Raw genomic sequence first — 17,791 nt, 5'->3', positions numbered from 1 at the left:
TCCCGCAATCATCAACCGCCGATAAATTTCATGTTCACGCGATGGGCAGCGTTCACGCAGGTGAGGAGGGTGTCATTGCGGCGTCGCGAAGACGGTGATCTCCTCGCGGTCGTGGTAGAGCTGGCGCGCGCGGATGGTCAGCGGTTTCTCCGCCTGACGCTCGAACAGCTCCAGGCACAGGCGGGTTTCTTCCCAGCGCTTCTTCATCGGCAACTTCAGGTTGAAGATGGTGTGCCTGCACCAGCCTTCACGGATCCACGTCGCCATGCGCTCGGCGACGCGGCGCGGTTGTTCGACCATGTCGCAGACCATCCAGTCCAGCGGGCCCTTGGGTTGCCACTGGAAACCGTCCGCGCGCAGGTGCTCGACGCGTCCGCTGTCGAGCAGTTCCGGACGCAGCGGTCCGTTGTCGATGGAGATCACGCGCAGGCCCTGGCGCATCATCACCCAGGTCCAGCCGCCCGGCGCCGCGCCGAGATCGGCGGCGCGCATGTTGTCGCGGAACAGTTTCTCGCGTTCGTGCTCGTGCACCAGCGTGAGCAGTGCTTCCTCGAGCTTCAGTGCCGAACGACTTGGCGCATCGGCGTGCATGCGCAGGCGCGGGATGCCCAGTTGCCACGGCGAGCCGTCGCGCGGACTCGCCTGCGCGAGCATGGCGTGGTCGCCGGCGAGGAAGATCACGTGCAGGCGCGGGCGTCGCGGATCGTCGATGCGGGTCAACCAGCCGGCCTTGCGCAGCGCCGGGCGCAGCGCATTGCCGAAGCTGCGCGCCAGTCCGGCCAGCGGCTTGGCTTCATCGGAATCGGGATGCTCGACCCACACGTCGCCGTAGGCGGACGGCCTGCCATCGGGATAGGCCGCATGCAGTGCATTGATGATCGGCGTGATGCGATCGCTCGGGTCCAGTCCCTGCAGGTCGGCCAGTCGCAACAGCTTCTGCCGGGCGAAGATCAGATCGTCGTATGGCAGCGCCCGCGACAGCGCGACCGCATCGGTGCCCAGGAATTCGACGTAGGCCTGGTTGCGCTGCGTGCGTGCATAGCCGGGCAGGTCGAGCAGTGCGGCGCGCTCGCTCAGCTCGGCGGCCAGCTCCGGTTCGAAGCCGGGACGGCAGTAGCAGAGCAGGGCGTCGGCGATGGGGGAGTCGGTGCTCACTCAGTAGCGCTCGCCGCCGAGTTCGCCGTAGGTACGCAGCACCTCGCGCGCATCGTCGCGGTGGATGTCGCGCACGACCTGTATTCCGCGACGCTCCAGTTCACCGGCCCAGTCGGCCGGCAGCGGGCCTTCGTCGAATTCGGTAAGTTCCTCGACGTCGTCGCTGCGCGCGCCGATCAGCAACCGGTCGACGCCGGCCCACACGGTGGCGCCGTAGCACTGGCAGCATGGCTGCGATGACGTGGCGAGCGTGATCGGTCCGACACGCTGGCCATCGGCGTCCTCGTTGAGGCGTGCGCGCTGGGTGCGCTGCTGCGCCAGCATGTACGCCATGGTTTCGGCATGCGCCAGCGAGCAGGTGTGGGGCAGCACGCGGTTGACGCCGATGGAGATGATGCGGTCGTCGGGACCGAATACGGCCGCGCCGAACGGGCCGCCGCTTGCAGCTTCGATGTTCAGTCGCGACAGCTCGATGGCCAACGCGACCTTGGCTTCATCGCCGGCGTAGGCGCGGTCGGTGTCGACCGCCTCGTGCACCCACGCAGGCAGCGTCAGGTGAACCTGGGCATACAACATCAGCGCACCTGCTCCGGGCCCTGCTCGAGAGCCGAGGCCTGTTCCTTGCATTGCCCCTGCACGCACTGGCAGCTGTCGATCTGCCTGAAACCGCACACGCCCATGCGACCGCTCTTCGCGCAGGCGTCCTGGACGCCCTGCGGATCGGTCGGACTGTTGACGTTGACGCAGGCCGGCATCGCGCCGCAGCAGTTGCCGACGTCCTTGATGGCGCAGTCGTTGTCGCTGCGGCAGCTGCGGTCGATCTTGACGGCCGCTGGCACGGCGACCGACTTCGCGGGAGCGGGAGCGGGAGCGGCAGCAGGCGTGGGCGTTTCCGGTGTTCCCGCCGTAACCGGCGTGGCAGGTGTGACCGGCGTGGCGGCGGCCTGCGGCGTCGCTGCCGGCGCCGGTTCAGACGGCGGAGCGGCGCAGGCGCACAGGACGGTCAGCAACAGGGCGGTCAAAGCCGACGACAGGCGACGCATGGCCTTTCTCCTCAGGATTTCGTGGTCCAGGTGTCACGCAAGGTGACGCTGCGGTTGAACACGGGTGCGTCGCTGCGGTGGTCGTGGCGATCGGCGACGAAGTAACCGATGCGCTCGAACTGGAACGACTGCTCCGGACTGGCCACGGCAGCTGCCGGCTCGACATAGCCGGTGACGGTGCGACGCGAATCCGGGTTGAGGTGGTCGGTGTAGGTCTTGCCGGTGCCCTCGTCGTCATCCGGATCGGCGACGTTGAAGAGGCGGTCGTACAGGCGGATCTCGGCGGCAATGGCATGGCGCGCGCTGACCCAATGGATCGTGCCCTTGATCTTGCGGTCGGCGCCGGCCATGCCGGGGCGCGATTCGGGATCGAGCACGCCACGGATCTCGACGACCTTGTCGCCGTCCTTGATCACTTCGTCGCAACGGAAGATGCCGGCGCCGCGCAGGCGCACTTCGCCGCCCGTGGTGAGGCGCTTGAAGCCCTTCGGCGGAACCTCCTCGAAGTCCTCGCGTTCGATCCACAGCTCGTTGGAGAACGGCATGGTGCGCACGCCGGCGCTTTCGTCCTTGGGATGGTTCGGGAACGTCAGCGATTCCTCGTGACCGGCCGCCAGGTTGGTGATCACCAGCTTGAGCGGGTCGATCACGGCCATGCGTCGCGATGCGCTGGCATCGAGGTCGTCGCGCAGGGCGCCTTCGAGGATGGAGATGTCGAGCAGCGAGTTCTGCTTGCTGATGCCGACGCGGTCGACCATCAGGCGCAGCGCCGACGGCGTGTAGCCGCGGCGGCGGATGCCCTGCAACGTCGGCATGCGCGGGTCGTCCCAGCCGTCCACCAGCCCGGCCTGCACCAGCGCCATCAGCTTGCGCTTGCTCATCACCAGGTAGTTGAAGTTCAGGCGCGAGAATTCGATCTGGCGCGGCTTGCTGGCCTCGAACGGCAGGCCCTTGTCGAGCAGCGGCTGCACCAGCTCCTTCGAATTGGCCAGGTCGACCTTGTCCACGCACCAGTCGTAGAGCGGGCGGTGGTCCTCGAACTCCAGCGTGCACAGCGAATGGGTGATGCCCTCGACCGCGTCGCTGAGCGAGTGGGCGAAGTCGTACATCGGGTAGATCGGCCAGTCCATGCCGGTGTTCTGGTGCTCGACGTGCTTGATGCGGTACAGCGCCGGGTCGCGCAGGTTCATGTTGCCGGCGGCCATGTCGATCTTCGCGCGCAGCGTGCGTGCACCATCGGGGAATTCGCCGGCGCGCATGCGGCGCAGCAGGTCGAGGTTCTCATCGACGCTGCGGTCGCGGTAGGGCGAGTTGCGGCCCGGCTCGGTCAGCGTGCCGCGGTAGGCGCGCACTTCGTCGGCCGACAGGTCGCAGACGAAGGCATCGCCCTGGCGCACCAGCTTCTCGGCGGCGCGGTAGATGACCTCGAAGTAGTCCGAGGCGTGGCGCAGGTCGTGCCACTCGAAACCGAGCCAGCGCACGTCCTCCTGGATGGCGCGGACGTATTCCGGGTCTTCCTTGACCGGGTTGGTGTCGTCCAGGCGCAGGTTGCACTCGCCGCCGAACTCGCGGGCGATGCCGAAGTCCAGGCAGATCGCCTTGGCGTGGCCGATGTGCAGGTAGCCGTTGGGCTCGGGCGGGAAGCGGGTCTTGATCGCCTCGTGCTTGCCGCTGGCCACGTCCTCGCGAACGATCTGCCGGATGAAGTCCTGCTTGGTGGATGCCAGGGAATCGTCGGCGGTCGGGGCGGCGGTCGGGGCGTTGGCGTGGGGCGTAGCGGACATTCGGGATCGCACGGGCGGGGAAGACCGGGAAGTTTAGCCCGTCATCCCGATGAACGCCGGGAACGCATGGCACGTCATCCCGGCGAACTCCGGGATCCAGGCCCGCAGCGTCCGGGCCCCGTCTACGCCGCTTCCCGGCCGGGGCGTATTCTCATCCACAGCCTCACCGTGGATCCCCCCCATGAAAGTCGTCTACGAAGCCGCCAACCTTATCGACGCCCACTTGGTGCGCCATGCCCTGGAAGCCCAGGAGATCCCGGTGTTCCTCAAGGGCGAGGCGCTGCTGGGCGGGATGGGCGAGTTGCCCCTGTTCGGCACCATCCTGGTGTGCGTGCCGGACGTGGTCTGGCCCGAGGCCAGTGAAATAGTCGCCGCGCTGCCGCTGAACCAGCCGCCGCAGGACGATGGCGAGGAAGCCTCCGACCACCCGCCGGGCCTGCTGCCGGCCTGACCAGCCGTCCCGGGAGGATGGGGTATCGTCTCCCGCCCCCCACTTCGGCCCCGCCATGTCCTACTTCGACTCCCTGATCCGCGAAGTCGCCGACTTCCCCAAGCCGGGCGTGGTGTTCCGCGATGTCACCCCGCTGCTCGCCGACGCCGGCGGCTTTGCCCGTTGCATCGATGCGCTCGCCGAACCCTGGCAGGGCAGCGAGGTGCAGGCCGTGTGCGGCATCGAGTCGCGTGGCTTCATCTTCGGCGCGGCGCTGGCGCAGAAGCTGCACGCCGGCTTCGTGCCGCTGCGCAAGCCGGGCAAGCTGCCGCCGCCGCTGGTCGAGGTCGCCTACCAGCTCGAGTACGGCAGCGATCGCCTGCAGGCGCGCAATGACGCGCTGCGACCGGGCGAACGGACCCTGATCGTCGACGACGTGCTCGCCACCGGCGGCACCCTGGCAGCGGCGCAGGAACTGGTGCTCAAGCTGGGCGCCGAGCTGGTGGGCGCGAGCGTGCTGATCGAGCTGGAAGCCTTGCAGGGGCGTTCGCGCTGGCCGGGTGCGACCCCGTTGCACGCGTTGCTGCGCTACTAGGCTGCATCCGACTTTTCACGCCGCCAACGCAGCCGGCCGGTAGCCTGACTGCGGCTCAGCAGCCGGTACGGTCGGGATGGACGCATTCAACTACCTGTCGGTGATGGTGTCGCTGGTGCTGGGCCTGGGCATGACCCAGCTGTTCGCCGGCATCGGCAACATGGTCCAGATCCGCCGGCGCGTGACGCCCTATTGGCTGCACAGCATCTGGATCGGGCTGCTGATCGCCCTGCACATCCAGATGTGGTGGTCGTTCTGGGCGATGCGGGCGGAGCGCGACTGGACCTACGGCGAGTTCGCCTTCGTCCTGATCGGGCCGGCGACGCTGTGCATCGCCAGCCATGCGTTCCTGCCGGAACTCATCGACGGCACCATCGACGTGCGCAAGCACTATTACGATGCGCGCAAGGTGTTCTTCGGAATGCTGATCGTGGCCGCAGTCTGGGGCATCGTCATCGAGCCGCTGATGGGCCTGCGGCCGCTGCTGATCCCGTTCCGGCTGGTGCAGGTGGCGGGGATCGGGCTGATGGTGGGGTGCATGCTGTCGAGCAAGCCGCGCGTGCACGTGGTGTCGACACTGCTCATCGCGACCATGCTTGCGGTCGGCACGGTGCTCACGCGCTATCGGCTGGGCCAGACGGGATTGGAGTAGGAGCGAGCTTGCTCGCGGCCGGGCGCCTGACGCGAGCAAGCTCGCTCCTACAACGGCAGCGGTTGCGCGGCTTGCGTCTTTGGCGGCACCAGCAATGAGGCCGGCAGCTTGCGGAACTCGCCCGCCAGCTGCATCAGGAAATCGCCCATCGCCGAGCTGCGACGCCAGACCATCGCGATCTGCCGGTGCGGTGCTTCGCCGCGGAAACTCAACAGGTGGATGTCGGACGAGACCGGCACCGGCGGTTGCACGGCCAGCATCGGTAGCAGCGTGATGCCGACTCCGGCGGCGACCATCTGCCGCAGCGTTTCCAGGCTGGTGGCGCGGAAGCCGTCGCGTTCGCCGGCACCGGCCATGTGGCACACATCCAGCGCCTGGTCGCGCAGGCAGTGGCCTTCCTCGAGCAGCAGCAGGTGCTGGTTGTCGAGGTCGTTGATGTCGAGCGAGTCCTGGTCGGCCATCGGGTGCTGTTGCGGCACGGCCAGCAGGAACGGTTCGTCGAACAGCACTTCGACGTGCAGCTGGTCGTCGTGGATTGGCAACGCCAGCAGGCCGGCATCGAGGCGGCCGTCGCGCAGGCGCGCGAGGATCTGGTCGGTCTTCTCTTCGACCAGCAACAGCTCCAGGCGCGGGAAACGCTGGCGCAGCGGCGCCACCACGTGCGGGAGCAGATAGGGACCGAGCGTCGGGAACAACCCCAGCCGCACCGTGCCGGCCTCCGGGTCCTGGCTGCGCCGCGCGATCTCGGCCATCTGCTCGACATCGGCGATGACCTTGCGCGCACGCTCGGCGACTTCGCGCCCGACCGGAGTGAGCATCACACGCCGCGGTGCGCGTTCGACCAGGGCGACGCCGAGTTCGTCCTCAAGCTTCTTGATCTGCGTCGACAGCGTCGGCTGGCTGACGAAGCTGGCCGCGGCAGCGCGGCCGAAATGCTTGTGATCGGCGAGGGCTACCAGGTACTTGAGGTCGCGCAGGTTCAAGAGTGTTTCTCCAACTTGCGGAGCGACGGACAGATGGGTTTTGTTGTTCGATCTACAACGGTGCTGCGAATCCGGACCCTGCCAACTCGTCCATTAACCCGTCATCCCCGCGAAGGCGGGGACCCAGCGACGTCGATCTGTCTGCATGCAAAGTCACTGGGTTCCCGCCTTCGCGGGAATGACGGTTTTCAAGCTCAGGCCGCTACCGCTGCAGTCGCGCTCTCCGCCGGTGCACTCGTGCGGATCAGATGGTCGAACGCGCTCAACGCCGCCTTCGACCCTTCACCCATCGCGATCACGATCTGCTTGTAGGGCACGGTCGTGACGTCGCCTGCGGCGAACACGCCCGGGATCGACGTACGACCAAATGCATCGACTTCGATCTCGCCACGCGGCGACAGCGCCACCGTGCCCTTGAGCCACTCGGTGTTGGGCAGCAGGCCGATCTGCACGAACACGCCTTCCAGCTCGACGCGATGCGAATCGCCGCCGACGCGGTCCTTGTAGACCAGGCCATTGACCTTCTGGCCATCACCGAGCACCTCGGTGGTCTGGCCGCTGGTGATCACGGTGACGTTGGTCAGGCTGCGCAGCTTGCGCTGCAAAACATCGTCGGCGCGCAGCTGGTTGTCGAACTCGATCAGGGTGACGTGGCTGACGATGCCGGCCAGGTCGATCGCGGCTTCGACGCCGGAGTTGCCGCCGCCGATCACCGCCACGCGCTTGCCCTTGAACAGCGGGCCGTCGCAGTGCGGGCAATAGGCCACGCCCTTGTTGCGGTACTGCTCTTCGCCGGGCACGTTCATCTGCCGCCAGCGCGCGCCGGTGGCCAGCACCACGCTGCGCGACTTCAGCGACGCACCGTTCTCCAGCTGCACTTCGATCAGTCCGCCCGGCTCGCTGGCCGCAATAAGCTTGCTCGCGCGCTGCAGGTTCATGATGTCGACGTCGTATTCGCGCACGTGCTGCTCCAGCGCGCTGGCCAGCTTCGGGCCCTCGGTGTAGGTCACCGAGATGAAGTTCTCGATCGCCATGGTGTCGAGCACCTGGCCACCGAAACGCTCGCCGGCGATGCCGGTGCGGATGCCCTTGCGCGCGGCGTAGATGGCCGCTGCCGCGCCGGCAGGACCGCCGCCGACGACGAGCACGTCAAATGCATCCTTGGCGCTGATCTTCTCGGCATCGCGCTGCGAAGCGCCGGTATCGAGCTTGGCCAGGACCTGTTCGATGGTCATGCGACCCTGGTCGAACGGCTGGCCGTTGAGGAACACGGTCGGCACCGACATCACCTGGCGCTGCTCGACCTCGTCCTGGTAGAGCGCGCCGTCGATGGCGACGTGGCGGATGTTGGGGTTGATCACGCTCATCAGGTTCAGCGCCTGCACCGTGTCCGGGCAGCTCTGGCACGAGAGCGACATGAACGTCTCGAAGACGTACTCGCCTTCGAGATCGCGGACCTGCTCGAGCAGCTCCGGCGCAGCCTTCGACGGGTGGCCGCCGACCTGCAGCAGCGCCAACACCAGCGAAGTGAATTCGTGGCCCATCGGGATTCCGGCGAAGCGCACACCTACATCGGTGCCGACGCGGTTGATCGCGAACGAGGGCTTGCGCGCATCGTCATCGCGGCGCGCATAGGAAATCTTGTCCGACAGCGAGGCGACGTCCTGCAGCAGGGCCTCGAGCTCGCGCGACTTTTCGCCGTCATCGAGCGAAGCGACCAGCTCGATCGGCTGCGTGACCTTTTCCAGGTACGCCTGCAACTGGGTCTTGAGATCGGCATCCAACATGGGGGACGGCTCCATCGATTGTCAGATGAACGCCGCGAGCGCCCGGGCAGGGGAGGGAGGGAGAACTGCCCGAACGTCGCGACATCCAAAAAGGAAACTGGCGGGCATGTGGCCGGCCAAGTCCGCGGGGGCGGACAGGGGAGGGCGCCAGGCCCTGCCTTGCACCCCGGTCGAAGCCGCCTCTCCCGTGCGGGAGAGGGGCATCGGAACGGCTTTAGATCTTGCCGACCAGGTCGAGCGACGGCTTCAGGGTCTTCTCGCCCTCGTGCCACTTGGCCGGGCAGACCTCGCCCGGATGGGCGGCGACGTACTGGGCAGCCTTGACCTTGCGCAGCAGCTCGGACGCGTCACGGCCGATGCCACCGGCATTGATCTCGACGATCTGGATCTTGCCGTCCGGATCGATCACGAAGGTGCCGCGGTCGGCCAGGCCGGCTTCTTCGATCATCACGCCGAAGTTGCGGGTGATGACGCCAGTCGGATCGCCGATCAGCGGGTACTGGATCTTCTTGATCGTGTCGGAGGTGTCGTGCCAGGCCTTGTGGGTGAAGTGGGTGTCGGTCGACACGCCGTAGATCTCCACGCCCATCTTCTGGAACTCGGCGTAGTTGTCGGCCAGGTCGCCCAGCTCGGTCGGGCAGACGAAGGTGAAGTCGGCCGGGTAGAAGAACACCACGGACCACTTGCCCTTCAGGGTGGCGTCGGTCACTTCGACGAACTCGCCGTTCTTGTAGGCAGTGGCCTTGAACGGAAGAACTTGGGTGTTGATCAGCGACATCAGGGGATTCCTTATGCGGGGTGGGTGGAAGCGATGGGCAAAGATTAGGGATCGCGCGACAATCCATCAAGTTGATTGATGGAATTGATTTAATAGGCGTTGCCTATGGACGCTCCGGCGGATAGGCGACGCTTATCCATCCTGAGGTGCGGATGTTTCCGCCCGGCTCAAGGCGGCCCTGGCTCGCGCTGGCGGGTGCCGCACGCGACAATGCCGGCATGAGCAGACCACCCCATTCAGCCGGCCCGGCAGGGCGCCCGAGCGTTGCCCGGCTCCTGGCCGAGGCGGCCGGCCGGCTTTCGGGCGACGAGGCCCGGGCCGAGGCCGAGCACCTGCTGGCCCATGCCCTGGGGGTGTCGCAGACCTGGCTGTACGTCCACGCCGAGGATGCGCCGGCGCCTGACCGCCTGGCCGAGTTCGAACGCCTGCTGGCGCGACGGCAGGCCGGCGAGCCGGTCGCCTACCTGCTGGGCCAGCGCGGTTTCTGGCGCTTCGATCTGCAGGTGACCCCGGCGACGCTGATCCCCCGCCCGGAAACCGAGCGTCTGGTCGAGCTGGCGCTCGATCGCCTGCCGCCTGGCCAGCCGCTGCGGATCGCCGACCTGGGCACCGGCACCGGCGCGATCGCGCTGGCGCTGGCGCACGAGCGTCCGCAGGCGCAGGTGGTGGCGGTCGATGTCAGCGAACAGGCGCTGCGGGTGGCGCGCGAGAACGCGCGCCTGCTCGGCCTGGCCCGCATCGAGTTCCGCCATGGCGACTGGCTGGCGCCGCTGGCCGGCGAACGTTTCGAGCTGATCGCCAGCAACCCGCCCTATATCGCCGATGACGATGTCCATCTGCAGCAGGGCGACCTGCGATTCGAGCCGCGCTCGGCGCTGGCGTCGGGGCGCGATGGCCTCGATGCGATACGGCGCATCGTTGCCGACTCGCCGGCCTGCCTGCAGCCGGGCGGCTGGTTGCTGATCGAACACGGCTGGGAGCAGGGCGAAGCGGTGCGCGAGCTCATGACCGTGGCAGGGTTCGAACAGGTCGAAACCGCGACCGACTGGGAGCAGCGCGATCGTGTGACGTTGGGTCAGTGGCCACAGTAGGAGCGAGCTTGCTCGCGAACGAAACTGGCCGCCTGCCAAACGCCTTCGCGAGCAAGCCCGCTCCCACAGCCTAGAATTGCCCACCCGGAATTGCTCCCCTCACGTGAGGCCCCCGATGCGCACGCTCTATCCCGAGATCGAACCCTTCGACAGCGGCACCCTGCAGGTCGACGGCCGCCATACGCTCTACTTCGAGCAGTGCGGCAACCCGGACGGCAAGCCGGTGGTGCTGCTGCACGGCGGTCCCGGCGCGGGCTGCAGCCCGAAGATGCGGCGCTTCCACGACCCGGCCAAGTACCGCATCGTGCTGTTCGACCAGCGCGGCAGCGGCCGTTCGACGCCGCACGCCGACCTCGTCGACAACACCACATGGGACCTGGTCGCCGACATCGAGAAGCTGCGCGGCAAGCTGGGGATCGACAAGTGGCAGGTGTTCGGCGGCTCGTGGGGTTCGACGCTGGCGCTGGCCTATGCGCAGGCGCACCCGCAGCGCGTGACCGAACTGGTGCTGCGCGGCATCTTCATGCTGCGTCGCTGGGAGCTGGAGTGGTTCTACCAGGACGGCGCCTCGCGCCTGTTCCCGGATGCCTGGGAGCACTACCTGGCGGCGATTCCGGTGGTCGAGCGCCACGACCTGATCAGCGCCTTCCATCGCCGCCTGACCTCGTCCGACGAAGCCACGCGCCTGGCCGCGGCCAAGGCATGGAGCGTGTGGGAAGGCGCGACCAGTTTCCTGCACGTGGATCCGGATTTCGCCGCCAGCCACGAGGATCCGCAGTTCGCGCTCGCCTTCGCGCGCATCGAGAACCATTACTTCGTCAACAGCGGCTTCTTCGAGGTCGATGACCAGTTGCTTCGCGACGCGCACCGCATCGCCGACATCCCCGGCGTGGTCGTGCACGGTCGCTACGACGTGGTCTGCCCGGTCGCCAATGCGTGGGACCTGAAGAAGGCCTGGCCGAAGGGCGAGCTGGTGATCACGCCGGCGTCGGGGCATTCGGCGTTCGAGGCGGAGAACGTGGATGCGCTGGTGACGGCGACAGACAGCTTCGCCTGACTTGGCTCGTCATTCCCGCGAAGGCGGGAATCCAAGGACGTCGCTCCCGCTTGAGGACTGAGGCCAAAGCCAACGTCCATGGATCCCCGCCTTCGCGGGGATGACGCCGGACGCTGCATACGTATTCAAGGACAGCCCGCCCCCTGCTCGCGCAGAATCGCCCGGACGCCGCCAGCAGGCGGCCCGGGGGATACGAATGAGCGCGATTGCCGAGTCCGAGCAACAACACGTCACAGCACGGGTCGTATTGATCTCCGCTGCCGCTGCACTGGGCGGCTTCCTGTTCGGTTTCGACACCGCGGTCATCAACGGTGCAGTCGATGCCATCCGCGGCGGCTTCGGCCTCGGCGCGGCGCAGACCGGTTTCGCCGTGTCCTGCGCGCTGCTCGGGTCCGCGCTGGGCGCCTGGTACGCAGGCCCCTTGGCGGACCGCTTCGGTCGCGTGCGGACAATGCAGGTGGCGGCGTTCCTGCTGGCGATCAGCGCGCTGGGCTCCGGCTTGGTGTTCGGCGTGTGGGACCTGGTGTTCTGGCGCGTGGTCGGCGGCATCGGCGTCGGCGTGGCTTCGGTGATCGCACCGACCTACATCGCCGAGGTTTCGCCGGCCGCCGTGCGCGGGCGACTGGGCTCGCTGCAACAGCTGGCGATCGTGCTCGGCATCTTCATGGCGCTGCTCAGCGATGCATGGCTCGCCGGTATCGCCGGCGGCGCATCGGCGAAGTTGTGGTTCGGGCTGGAGGCATGGCGCTGGATGTTCCTGGTCGCGGTGGTGCCGGCGCTGGTTTACGGCGCACTGGTGCTGGGCGTGCCCGAATCGCCGCGCCACCTGGTTGCACGCGGTCGTCCGCGTGAGGCGCGCGATGTGTTGCGGCAGGTGCTGGGTCTCAACAGCGAGGCCGCGCTCGACCAGAAGGTCGCCGACATCCAGCACAGCCTGCGTTCGGAATACCGTCCGACCTTGAAAGACCTGCGCGGCCCCCGCGCCGGATTGCTGCCGGTGGTGTGGATAGGTATTGCGCTGTCGGTGTTCCAGCAGTTCGTCGGCATCAACGTGATCTTCTATTACTCGTCGACGCTGTGGCACTCGGTGGGCTTCAGCGAGGCCGACTCGTTCACGATCACTGTCGTCACTTCGGTGGTGAACGTATTGGTGACGCTGGTCGCGATCGCCCTGGTCGACAGGATCGGGCGCAAGCCGCTGCTGACCATTGGTTCGGCCGGCATGGCGGTGACGCTGGCGCTGATGGCGTGGTGCTTCTCGCAGGCGACCGGCAGCGGCGCCGAACTGAGCCTGCCCGAGCCGTGGGGCATGGTCGCCCTGGTCGCCGCCAATGCCTACGTGGTGTTCTTCGGCATGAGCTGGGGCCCGATGGTGTGGGTGCTGCTGGGCGAGATGTTCCCCAACCGCATCCGCGCGATCGCGCTGGCGGTGGCTGCCTCGGCGCAGTGGATCGCCAACTTCATCATCACCAGCAGCTTCCCGTCGCTGGCGGAAATCGGGCTGTCGTTCGCCTATGGGCTGTATGCGCTGTTCGCGCTGGGCTCGCTGGTGTTCGTGCTGACTTCGGTGCGCGAGACCAAGGGGATGGAGCTGGAGGAGATGCGGGACTAGCGCTTCGCGCTTTCTCCCTGGCGCCGTTCGGCGCCTGTCCCTCTCCCACGAGGGGAGAGGGAAGAAGGGGAGAGCATCCGCGTTGCCCTCTCCCCTCGTGGGAGAGGGACAGGCCGCCAAAGGCGGCCAGGGGAGAGGGGGCCTAGTCGGCCGCCGTCCCGTCCGGGTTGTGCTCGATCATCCACAACCCCGCCCAAAGCTTGAGGTCCAGCTCGTAGCCCTCGCGCTGCTTCTGCATCAGCCATGCCGGTGCCTGCGCGCGCGGGACTTCATGCACGGTGATGTCTTCGTTGTCGATGCCGCCGCCGCTGCCGACCTTGCTCAGCTCGCGCGCGCGGACGAAGGCGATGCGTTCGTTGCTCATGCCGGCCGAGGTCGGGCCGACCAGCAGCACGTCGACGCGCTGCGCCGACCAGCCGGTCTCCTCGATCAGTTCGCGCCGCGCCGCCGCTTCCAGCGTGTCGGTGGCGTGGTCGTCGCCGACCAGGCCCGCCGGCATCTCGATCGTGCGCGCGCCCAGCGGGATGCGGAACTGCTCGACGAACAGCACCTTGTCGTCCGGCGTCACCGCGATGACGATCACCGCCATGCCGTCGCCGTGCGTGCGCTCGACGTACTCCCAACGACCGCGCCTGCGCATGCGCAGCCACGGACCTTCATACAGGGTCTCCAGCGGTTCTTGTGCCTGTTCGTTCATGACGTACCTGTCGTGTTTGCCTGAATGCTATGCCGGGGACTGTGACGCCGCGAAGTCCAGGCCGGCCGACTGGTACAGCCGTCGCCGCGTCATCGGACCGAATCGCACCGCTTCGCACAGTGCACCCAGCCCGGCGCCGTCGCCATTGCCGCGGGCGAACTGCAGGCTGATGTCGCCCAGCGGCGCATCCAGCGCGATCGTGGTCAGCTGGCGGCACAGCAACGCCTGCTCGCGGTGCTGGCGCAGCTTGGCTGCCGCGCTGGCGGCGCCGCGCAGGCGCAGGTACGGCACTTCCTCCACGCGTGCCAGCAGGGCATCGAGCGTGTCGAAGTGGGCCAGCAGCGCCGCCGCGGTCTTGGCGCCGATGCCGGGCACGCCGGGGATGTTGTCGACGGCATCGCCGGTCAGCGCCAGGTAGTCGGCGATCTGCCGCGCCTGCACGCCATGGCGCTCGGGCACGCCGGCCGCGCCCCAGCGCTGGCCGCGGGCGAAGTCCCATTGTTCGTCGTGGTCGCCCAATAGCTGCGACAGGTCCTTGTCGGCGGAGACGATCACCGAACGAAAGCCGTTGCCGCGCGCGGCATGCACGGCGCTGCCGATCAGGTCGTCGGCTTCGTACTGGCCGTGCGACAACACGGGCAGGCCGAGCGCGACGCACAGCGCCTTGCAATGCACGAACTGGCGCTTGAGCTCTTCCGGCGCCGACTCGCGGTTGGCCTTGTAGGCCGGGTACAGCTCGTTGCGGAAGCACGAGTCCAGTGCTTCATCGAAGGCGATGGCGATGTGCTGCGGCCGCTCGCGATCGATCAGCTCCAGCAGGAAGCGGGCGAAACCGTGCACGGCATTGGTAGGCCAGCCGTCTGCGTCGTGGAACTCGTTGGGCATCGAATGCCAGGCGCGGAACACATACATGCTGGCATCGACGAGATACACGGTAGACGCAGGTGCACGCGTCGCGACCGGTGCGGGCGTCATGGTGTCGGCGCCGCTCATGTCGGCGACCACGCGCTGAGCAGTTCGGTCGGATCGGGGCGCTCGCGCTCGGGCGCGTCCAGCTTCGGCGTGCCGATATGGACGAAGCCGACCACGCGCTCATGCTCGGCCAGGCCCAGCCATTGCGCGACCTGCGCGTCATAGGCCAGCCAGCCGGTCAGCCAGATCGCGCCATACCCCAGCGCCTGCGCGGCCTGGAGCAGGGCGAAGCACACGCACGAAGCGGTAGAGAAGCGTTCGGACTCGGGAATCTTCTCGTCCGGACCGAGTATTCCGATGACAGCGACCACAAGCGGTGCGTGCGAGAATCGCAACCGATCCTTTTCAATGACCGCGTCGCTGGCGTCGGGATCGCGCTGGCGACTGCGTTGCGCAAGGCGCTCGCCGAAGGCGTGGCGGGCATCGCCGCTGAAGCTGATGAAGCGGAACGGCACCCGCTTGCCGTGGTCGGGCACTCGCACGGCCGAGCGCAACAGGCGCATGAGCGTGTCCGGATCGGGTCCGGGCTCGCCCAACTGCTTGGGCGGGACCGAGCGGCGGGCATCCAGGGTGGCCAGGGCCAGGTCGAATTTCTGGGACGGGTCAGAAGTGTTTCGCGACATCAGTCACAATTGCTCAAAGTGGGCCTGCAAGGCGAGGTCGTATCTTGCCACTATGCGCCTACCAACTGCCGGCACACGGCAGGTTCGGTCCACGTAACAGGGGAACAAGCAGTGTCCGGCTATCCGCACGGCGTCGCTCAAGCTACGCGTACCGATCCGATGCGCATGCTTGAGGAGATCAAGCGTCAGGCCCTGGAAGCGCTCGGCGGGCTGCCGGGCACGCTCTACGGCCCGATCGAGGATGCGCTCAAGCTCGCATCGCTCAAGACCGACGGCAAGAACAACTATTACGAAGAGCAGGCCGCGCTGTGGGTGCTGCGCCAGCAGCAGGCGTCGCATGTCATGCGCTACCGCCAGCAGGTCGCGCAGGGCTTCGACGACTTTCGCGCGCTGCGCATCCGCAGCGGTGGCGAGGTCCAGCTGCGCCTGGTCGATGAGCAGCAGCTGGAATACGAGCTCGCCAGCGGCCGCCTGAACGAGGCGCTGGTGGCGCGGTTCGCCCGCCCCCTGGACACCCTGCAAAGCCGCCTGCAGACCCTCTCCGAGGCGATGCGCGTGCCGGTCGGGGTCAATCCGATCGGCCCGGACCGCCTGGTCACGGCCTTTGCCCAGACTTTCCTTGAAGCGCAGGTCCCCGACACCCTGCGCGCCCGCCTGTTCCGTCATTACGAAACAGAGCTGGTGCGCGTGCTTGGCGAGCTCTACGCGCGCGTCAACACGCTCTTGGCGACCTCCGGCTATGGCAGTGCGGCACCGGCACCTGCCCCCGCCAGTCCACGTGCCGATGCCTCGCGCCGCGACGGCTATGCGCCGCCGACGGGCTTTGGCGGGTCCGGCGATGGCTTCGGCGGCCCTGGCGCCGCCGCGCCGTTCACGCATGCCTCCGGCGCGGGCAATTTTGGCCGCACCCTGTCGACCCCGATGTCCAACCAGGACATTGCGGCGATGGCGGGCGAACTGGCGGAACTGCGCTCCCAGCTCCATGCCTGGCGCGAAAGCCTGCCCAAGGACGAGGCCGGTCCGGCGCTCGGCACGGCCTCGGCACGTGCCACCGGCCCGCGTCGCGAGATGCGGGTGGATGAAATCCTCAGCGTCGCCTCGCTGCTGCAGGCCGAGCCGCCGGACGCGTTCGCACGCGCGCTGGCGGTGTCGGGCAGGCTCGGCGAAACGATCCGCGACCACCTCCAGGACGGCGCCCGCCGCCTCGGTCTGAATCCCGAGCAGGCCTGCTTCAGCTCCGAGGAAGAAGATGCGATCGACCTGGTCGCACTGCTGTTCGATTCGCTTTTCCAGCACAACGCGCTGCAGGACCGCGCCCGCCGCCTCTACGCGCGCCTGGTGCTGCCCTACGTCAAGGTTGCGCTCACCGACAACGGTGTGTTCGTCAAGCGCGAGCATCCCGCGCGCCGCCTGCTCGATGCCATCACCGAGGCCTGCGAAGGCAACGACGCCGAGACCGCGCAGGATCGCGAACTGCTCGACCGCGCCACCGAAATCTCGCAGCGCATCGTCGCCGAATACAACGAAGACCTGGCCGTGTTCGAGCTGGCGCACGCCGAGCTCGACGCATTGCTGGCGCAGCAGCGCCGCCGCATCGAACTGCAGGAGCAGCGCGCCGCCAAGGCCACCTATGGCCGCGAACGCCTGGGCGCGGCGCGTGAGCAGGCCGAATCGGCACTGAGCGAGCGCCTGGCCGAGCCCGAACTGACCCAGGCCGTGGCCGACTTCCTGGCCATGCCGTGGCGCCACCACGTCGTCCAGACCTTGTTGCGCGATGGTGCCGATCCGCGCCGTCACGCCGAGGCGATTGCCCTGGGCGATGCGTTGTTGATGGCCGACCGCATGGCGGGGCAGAACCGCGGCCGCGAGCTGGCCGACCAGCTGCTGGCGCTGCAGCCGGCGATCGTCGAATGCCTGGCCAGCTCCGGGCTGGACGACAGCGCCGCTCAGCACGGCATGGCCGGACTGGTGCGCGCGCTGGCGACGCCGGATACGCCGCGCAGCCGCCGACCGTCGCCGCCGCTGACGATGCCCGAGGACGATGCCAGCGAGAGCGAGCGCAAGCTGTGGCTGGTCGGTGGCACCGATACGATGACCCACGACCAGATCCTGGCCGAGCGCATGCGCAGTCTGGAAGTGGGCGACTGGGTGCGTTTGACCGATGCGCAGGGTGAGTCGGTTGCGGCCAAGATTGCCTGGGTCAGTCCGCTGACCTCGCGCTTCCTGCTGGTCAATCGCCGCGGCATCCGCATGCTGGTGGTTTCGCCCGAGGAACTGGCGTCGCTGGCAAGCGCCGGGCGCCTGACGATCGGTGCCGAGCGCACGGCCTTTGACGAGGCGATGCGGCAGGTGCGTCGCCATCTGGATCGGGCGCCGGTCGCGCGCTGATCGGCCGTGCTCGTCATCCCGGCGAACGCCGGGACCCAGCCCGCAGTCCATCAGCAACGTCACGTCATCCCGGCGAACGCCGGGACCCAGGCCCGCACTCCATCAGCAATGTCACGTCATCCCGGCGAATGCCGGGATCCATTT

At 67.7% G+C, this 17,791-nt stretch carries 17 protein-coding genes; 7 read left to right on the top strand and 10 right to left on the bottom strand.

All coding sequences use genetic code 11. From position 1 onward, the window contains the following. Positions 1-72: 72 nt before the first annotated feature. From rlmM to AC3A3Q_RS13540, 4 genes are read right to left on the bottom strand one after another with little or no spacing between them, the layout of a single operon-like run. Positions 73-1,125 carry a 23S rRNA (cytidine(2498)-2'-O)-methyltransferase RlmM gene (gene rlmM / locus AC3A3Q_RS13555; RefSeq protein ID WP_200608417.1) on the bottom strand — a complete coding sequence of 351 codons (1,053 nt, stop codon included), beginning with the start codon at positions 1,123-1,125 and terminating at the stop codon, positions 73-75. A gap of 30 nt (positions 1,126-1,155) precedes the next feature. Beyond that, positions 1,156-1,731: a nucleoside deaminase gene (locus AC3A3Q_RS13550; protein WP_487586747.1), complete on the bottom strand. Its 576-nt coding sequence runs from the start codon at positions 1,729-1,731 to the stop codon at positions 1,156-1,158. Then, complete coding sequence (locus AC3A3Q_RS13545) at positions 1,731-2,198, bottom strand: hypothetical protein (protein ID WP_487586746.1); 468 nt, start codon at positions 2,196-2,198, stop codon at positions 1,731-1,733. Before AC3A3Q_RS13545 ends, AC3A3Q_RS13550 begins: the two co-directional genes overlap by 1 nt. Before the next feature lie 11 nt (positions 2,199-2,209). Further along, complete coding sequence (locus AC3A3Q_RS13540) at positions 2,210-3,982, bottom strand: glutamine--tRNA ligase/YqeY domain fusion protein (RefSeq protein WP_487586745.1); 1,773 nt, start codon at positions 3,980-3,982, stop codon at positions 2,210-2,212. 181 nt (positions 3,983-4,163) lie between these two features. Between AC3A3Q_RS13540 and AC3A3Q_RS13535 the strand changes: the two genes are divergently transcribed. The 3 genes from AC3A3Q_RS13535 to AC3A3Q_RS13525 all read left to right on the top strand — a co-directional run bounded on the left by AC3A3Q_RS13535 (position 4,164) and on the right by AC3A3Q_RS13525 (position 5,659). Then, positions 4,164-4,433, top strand: coding sequence for a putative signal transducing protein (locus AC3A3Q_RS13535; protein WP_487586744.1), 270 nt, complete (start codon positions 4,164-4,166; stop codon positions 4,431-4,433). A 55-nt stretch (positions 4,434-4,488) separates the two neighbouring features. After that, positions 4,489-5,007 (top strand): adenine phosphoribosyltransferase, encoded by a 519-nt coding sequence (locus AC3A3Q_RS13530; protein WP_200606590.1) that lies wholly within the window; start codon positions 4,489-4,491, stop codon positions 5,005-5,007. A 76-nt stretch (positions 5,008-5,083) separates the two neighbouring features. After that, positions 5,084-5,659 carry a hypothetical protein gene (locus tag AC3A3Q_RS13525; RefSeq protein WP_487586743.1) on the top strand — a complete coding sequence of 192 codons (576 nt, stop codon included), beginning with the start codon at positions 5,084-5,086 and terminating at the stop codon, positions 5,657-5,659. A 47-nt stretch (positions 5,660-5,706) separates the two neighbouring features. On the opposite strand, the gene AC3A3Q_RS13520 is transcribed toward AC3A3Q_RS13525, so the two are convergent. The 3 genes from AC3A3Q_RS13520 to ahpC all read right to left on the bottom strand — a co-directional run bounded on the left by AC3A3Q_RS13520 (position 5,707) and on the right by ahpC (position 9,207). Beyond that, positions 5,707-6,642 (bottom strand): LysR substrate-binding domain-containing protein, encoded by a 936-nt coding sequence (locus AC3A3Q_RS13520; RefSeq protein WP_487586742.1) that lies wholly within the window; start codon positions 6,640-6,642, stop codon positions 5,707-5,709. A 194-nt stretch (positions 6,643-6,836) separates the two neighbouring features. Beyond that, positions 6,837-8,429, bottom strand: coding sequence for an alkyl hydroperoxide reductase subunit F (gene ahpF / locus AC3A3Q_RS13515; RefSeq protein ID WP_487586741.1), 1,593 nt, complete (start codon positions 8,427-8,429; stop codon positions 6,837-6,839). 214 nt (positions 8,430-8,643) lie between these two features. Beyond that, positions 8,644-9,207, bottom strand: a complete 564-nt coding sequence (gene ahpC / locus AC3A3Q_RS13510; RefSeq protein ID WP_241918628.1) for an alkyl hydroperoxide reductase subunit C — start codon at positions 9,205-9,207, stop codon at positions 8,644-8,646. 218 nt (positions 9,208-9,425) lie between these two features. Between ahpC and prmC the strand changes: the two genes are divergently transcribed. From prmC to AC3A3Q_RS13495, 3 genes are all read left to right on the top strand, one after another. Beyond that, complete coding sequence (gene prmC / locus AC3A3Q_RS13505) at positions 9,426-10,298, top strand: peptide chain release factor N(5)-glutamine methyltransferase (RefSeq protein WP_487586740.1); 873 nt, start codon at positions 9,426-9,428, stop codon at positions 10,296-10,298. A 115-nt stretch (positions 10,299-10,413) separates the two neighbouring features. Then, positions 10,414-11,355 (top strand): prolyl aminopeptidase, encoded by a 942-nt coding sequence (gene pip / locus AC3A3Q_RS13500; protein ID WP_487586739.1) that lies wholly within the window; start codon positions 10,414-10,416, stop codon positions 11,353-11,355. Positions 11,356-11,551: 196 nt separating this feature from the next. Continuing rightward, positions 11,552-12,967, top strand: coding sequence for a sugar porter family MFS transporter (locus tag AC3A3Q_RS13495; protein ID WP_487586738.1), 1,416 nt, complete (start codon positions 11,552-11,554; stop codon positions 12,965-12,967). 142 nt (positions 12,968-13,109) lie between these two features. Here AC3A3Q_RS13495 and AC3A3Q_RS13490 read toward each other — a convergent pair whose 3' ends face one another. The 3 genes from AC3A3Q_RS13490 to AC3A3Q_RS13480 are packed head-to-tail and all read right to left on the bottom strand — an operon-like array spanning position 13,110 to position 15,259. Then, complete coding sequence (locus AC3A3Q_RS13490; protein WP_487586737.1) at positions 13,110-13,664, bottom strand: NUDIX hydrolase; 555 nt, start codon at positions 13,662-13,664, stop codon at positions 13,110-13,112. Positions 13,665-13,691: 27 nt separating this feature from the next. After that, positions 13,692-14,657 (bottom strand): 5'-3' exonuclease, encoded by a 966-nt coding sequence (locus AC3A3Q_RS13485; protein ID WP_487586736.1) that lies wholly within the window; start codon positions 14,655-14,657, stop codon positions 13,692-13,694. After that, a complete protein-coding gene (locus AC3A3Q_RS13480; RefSeq protein WP_487586735.1) occupies positions 14,654-15,259 on the bottom strand; it encodes a nitroreductase family protein in 606 nt (201 codons plus the stop codon). Before AC3A3Q_RS13480 ends, AC3A3Q_RS13485 begins: the two co-directional genes overlap by 4 nt. Before the next feature lie 159 nt (positions 15,260-15,418). Between AC3A3Q_RS13480 and AC3A3Q_RS13475 the strand changes: the two genes are divergently transcribed. Continuing rightward, a complete protein-coding gene (locus AC3A3Q_RS13475) occupies positions 15,419-17,647 on the top strand; it encodes a DUF1631 family protein (protein ID WP_487586734.1) in 2,229 nt (742 codons plus the stop codon). The last annotated feature ends 144 nt before the right edge of the window (positions 17,648-17,791 follow it).

This window comes from Lysobacter sp. Soil_C_59 (genome assembly GCF_057656415.1).
Note: the sequence above shows the minus strand (reverse complement) of the source record. Positions and strands in the feature narration are given on the sequence as shown.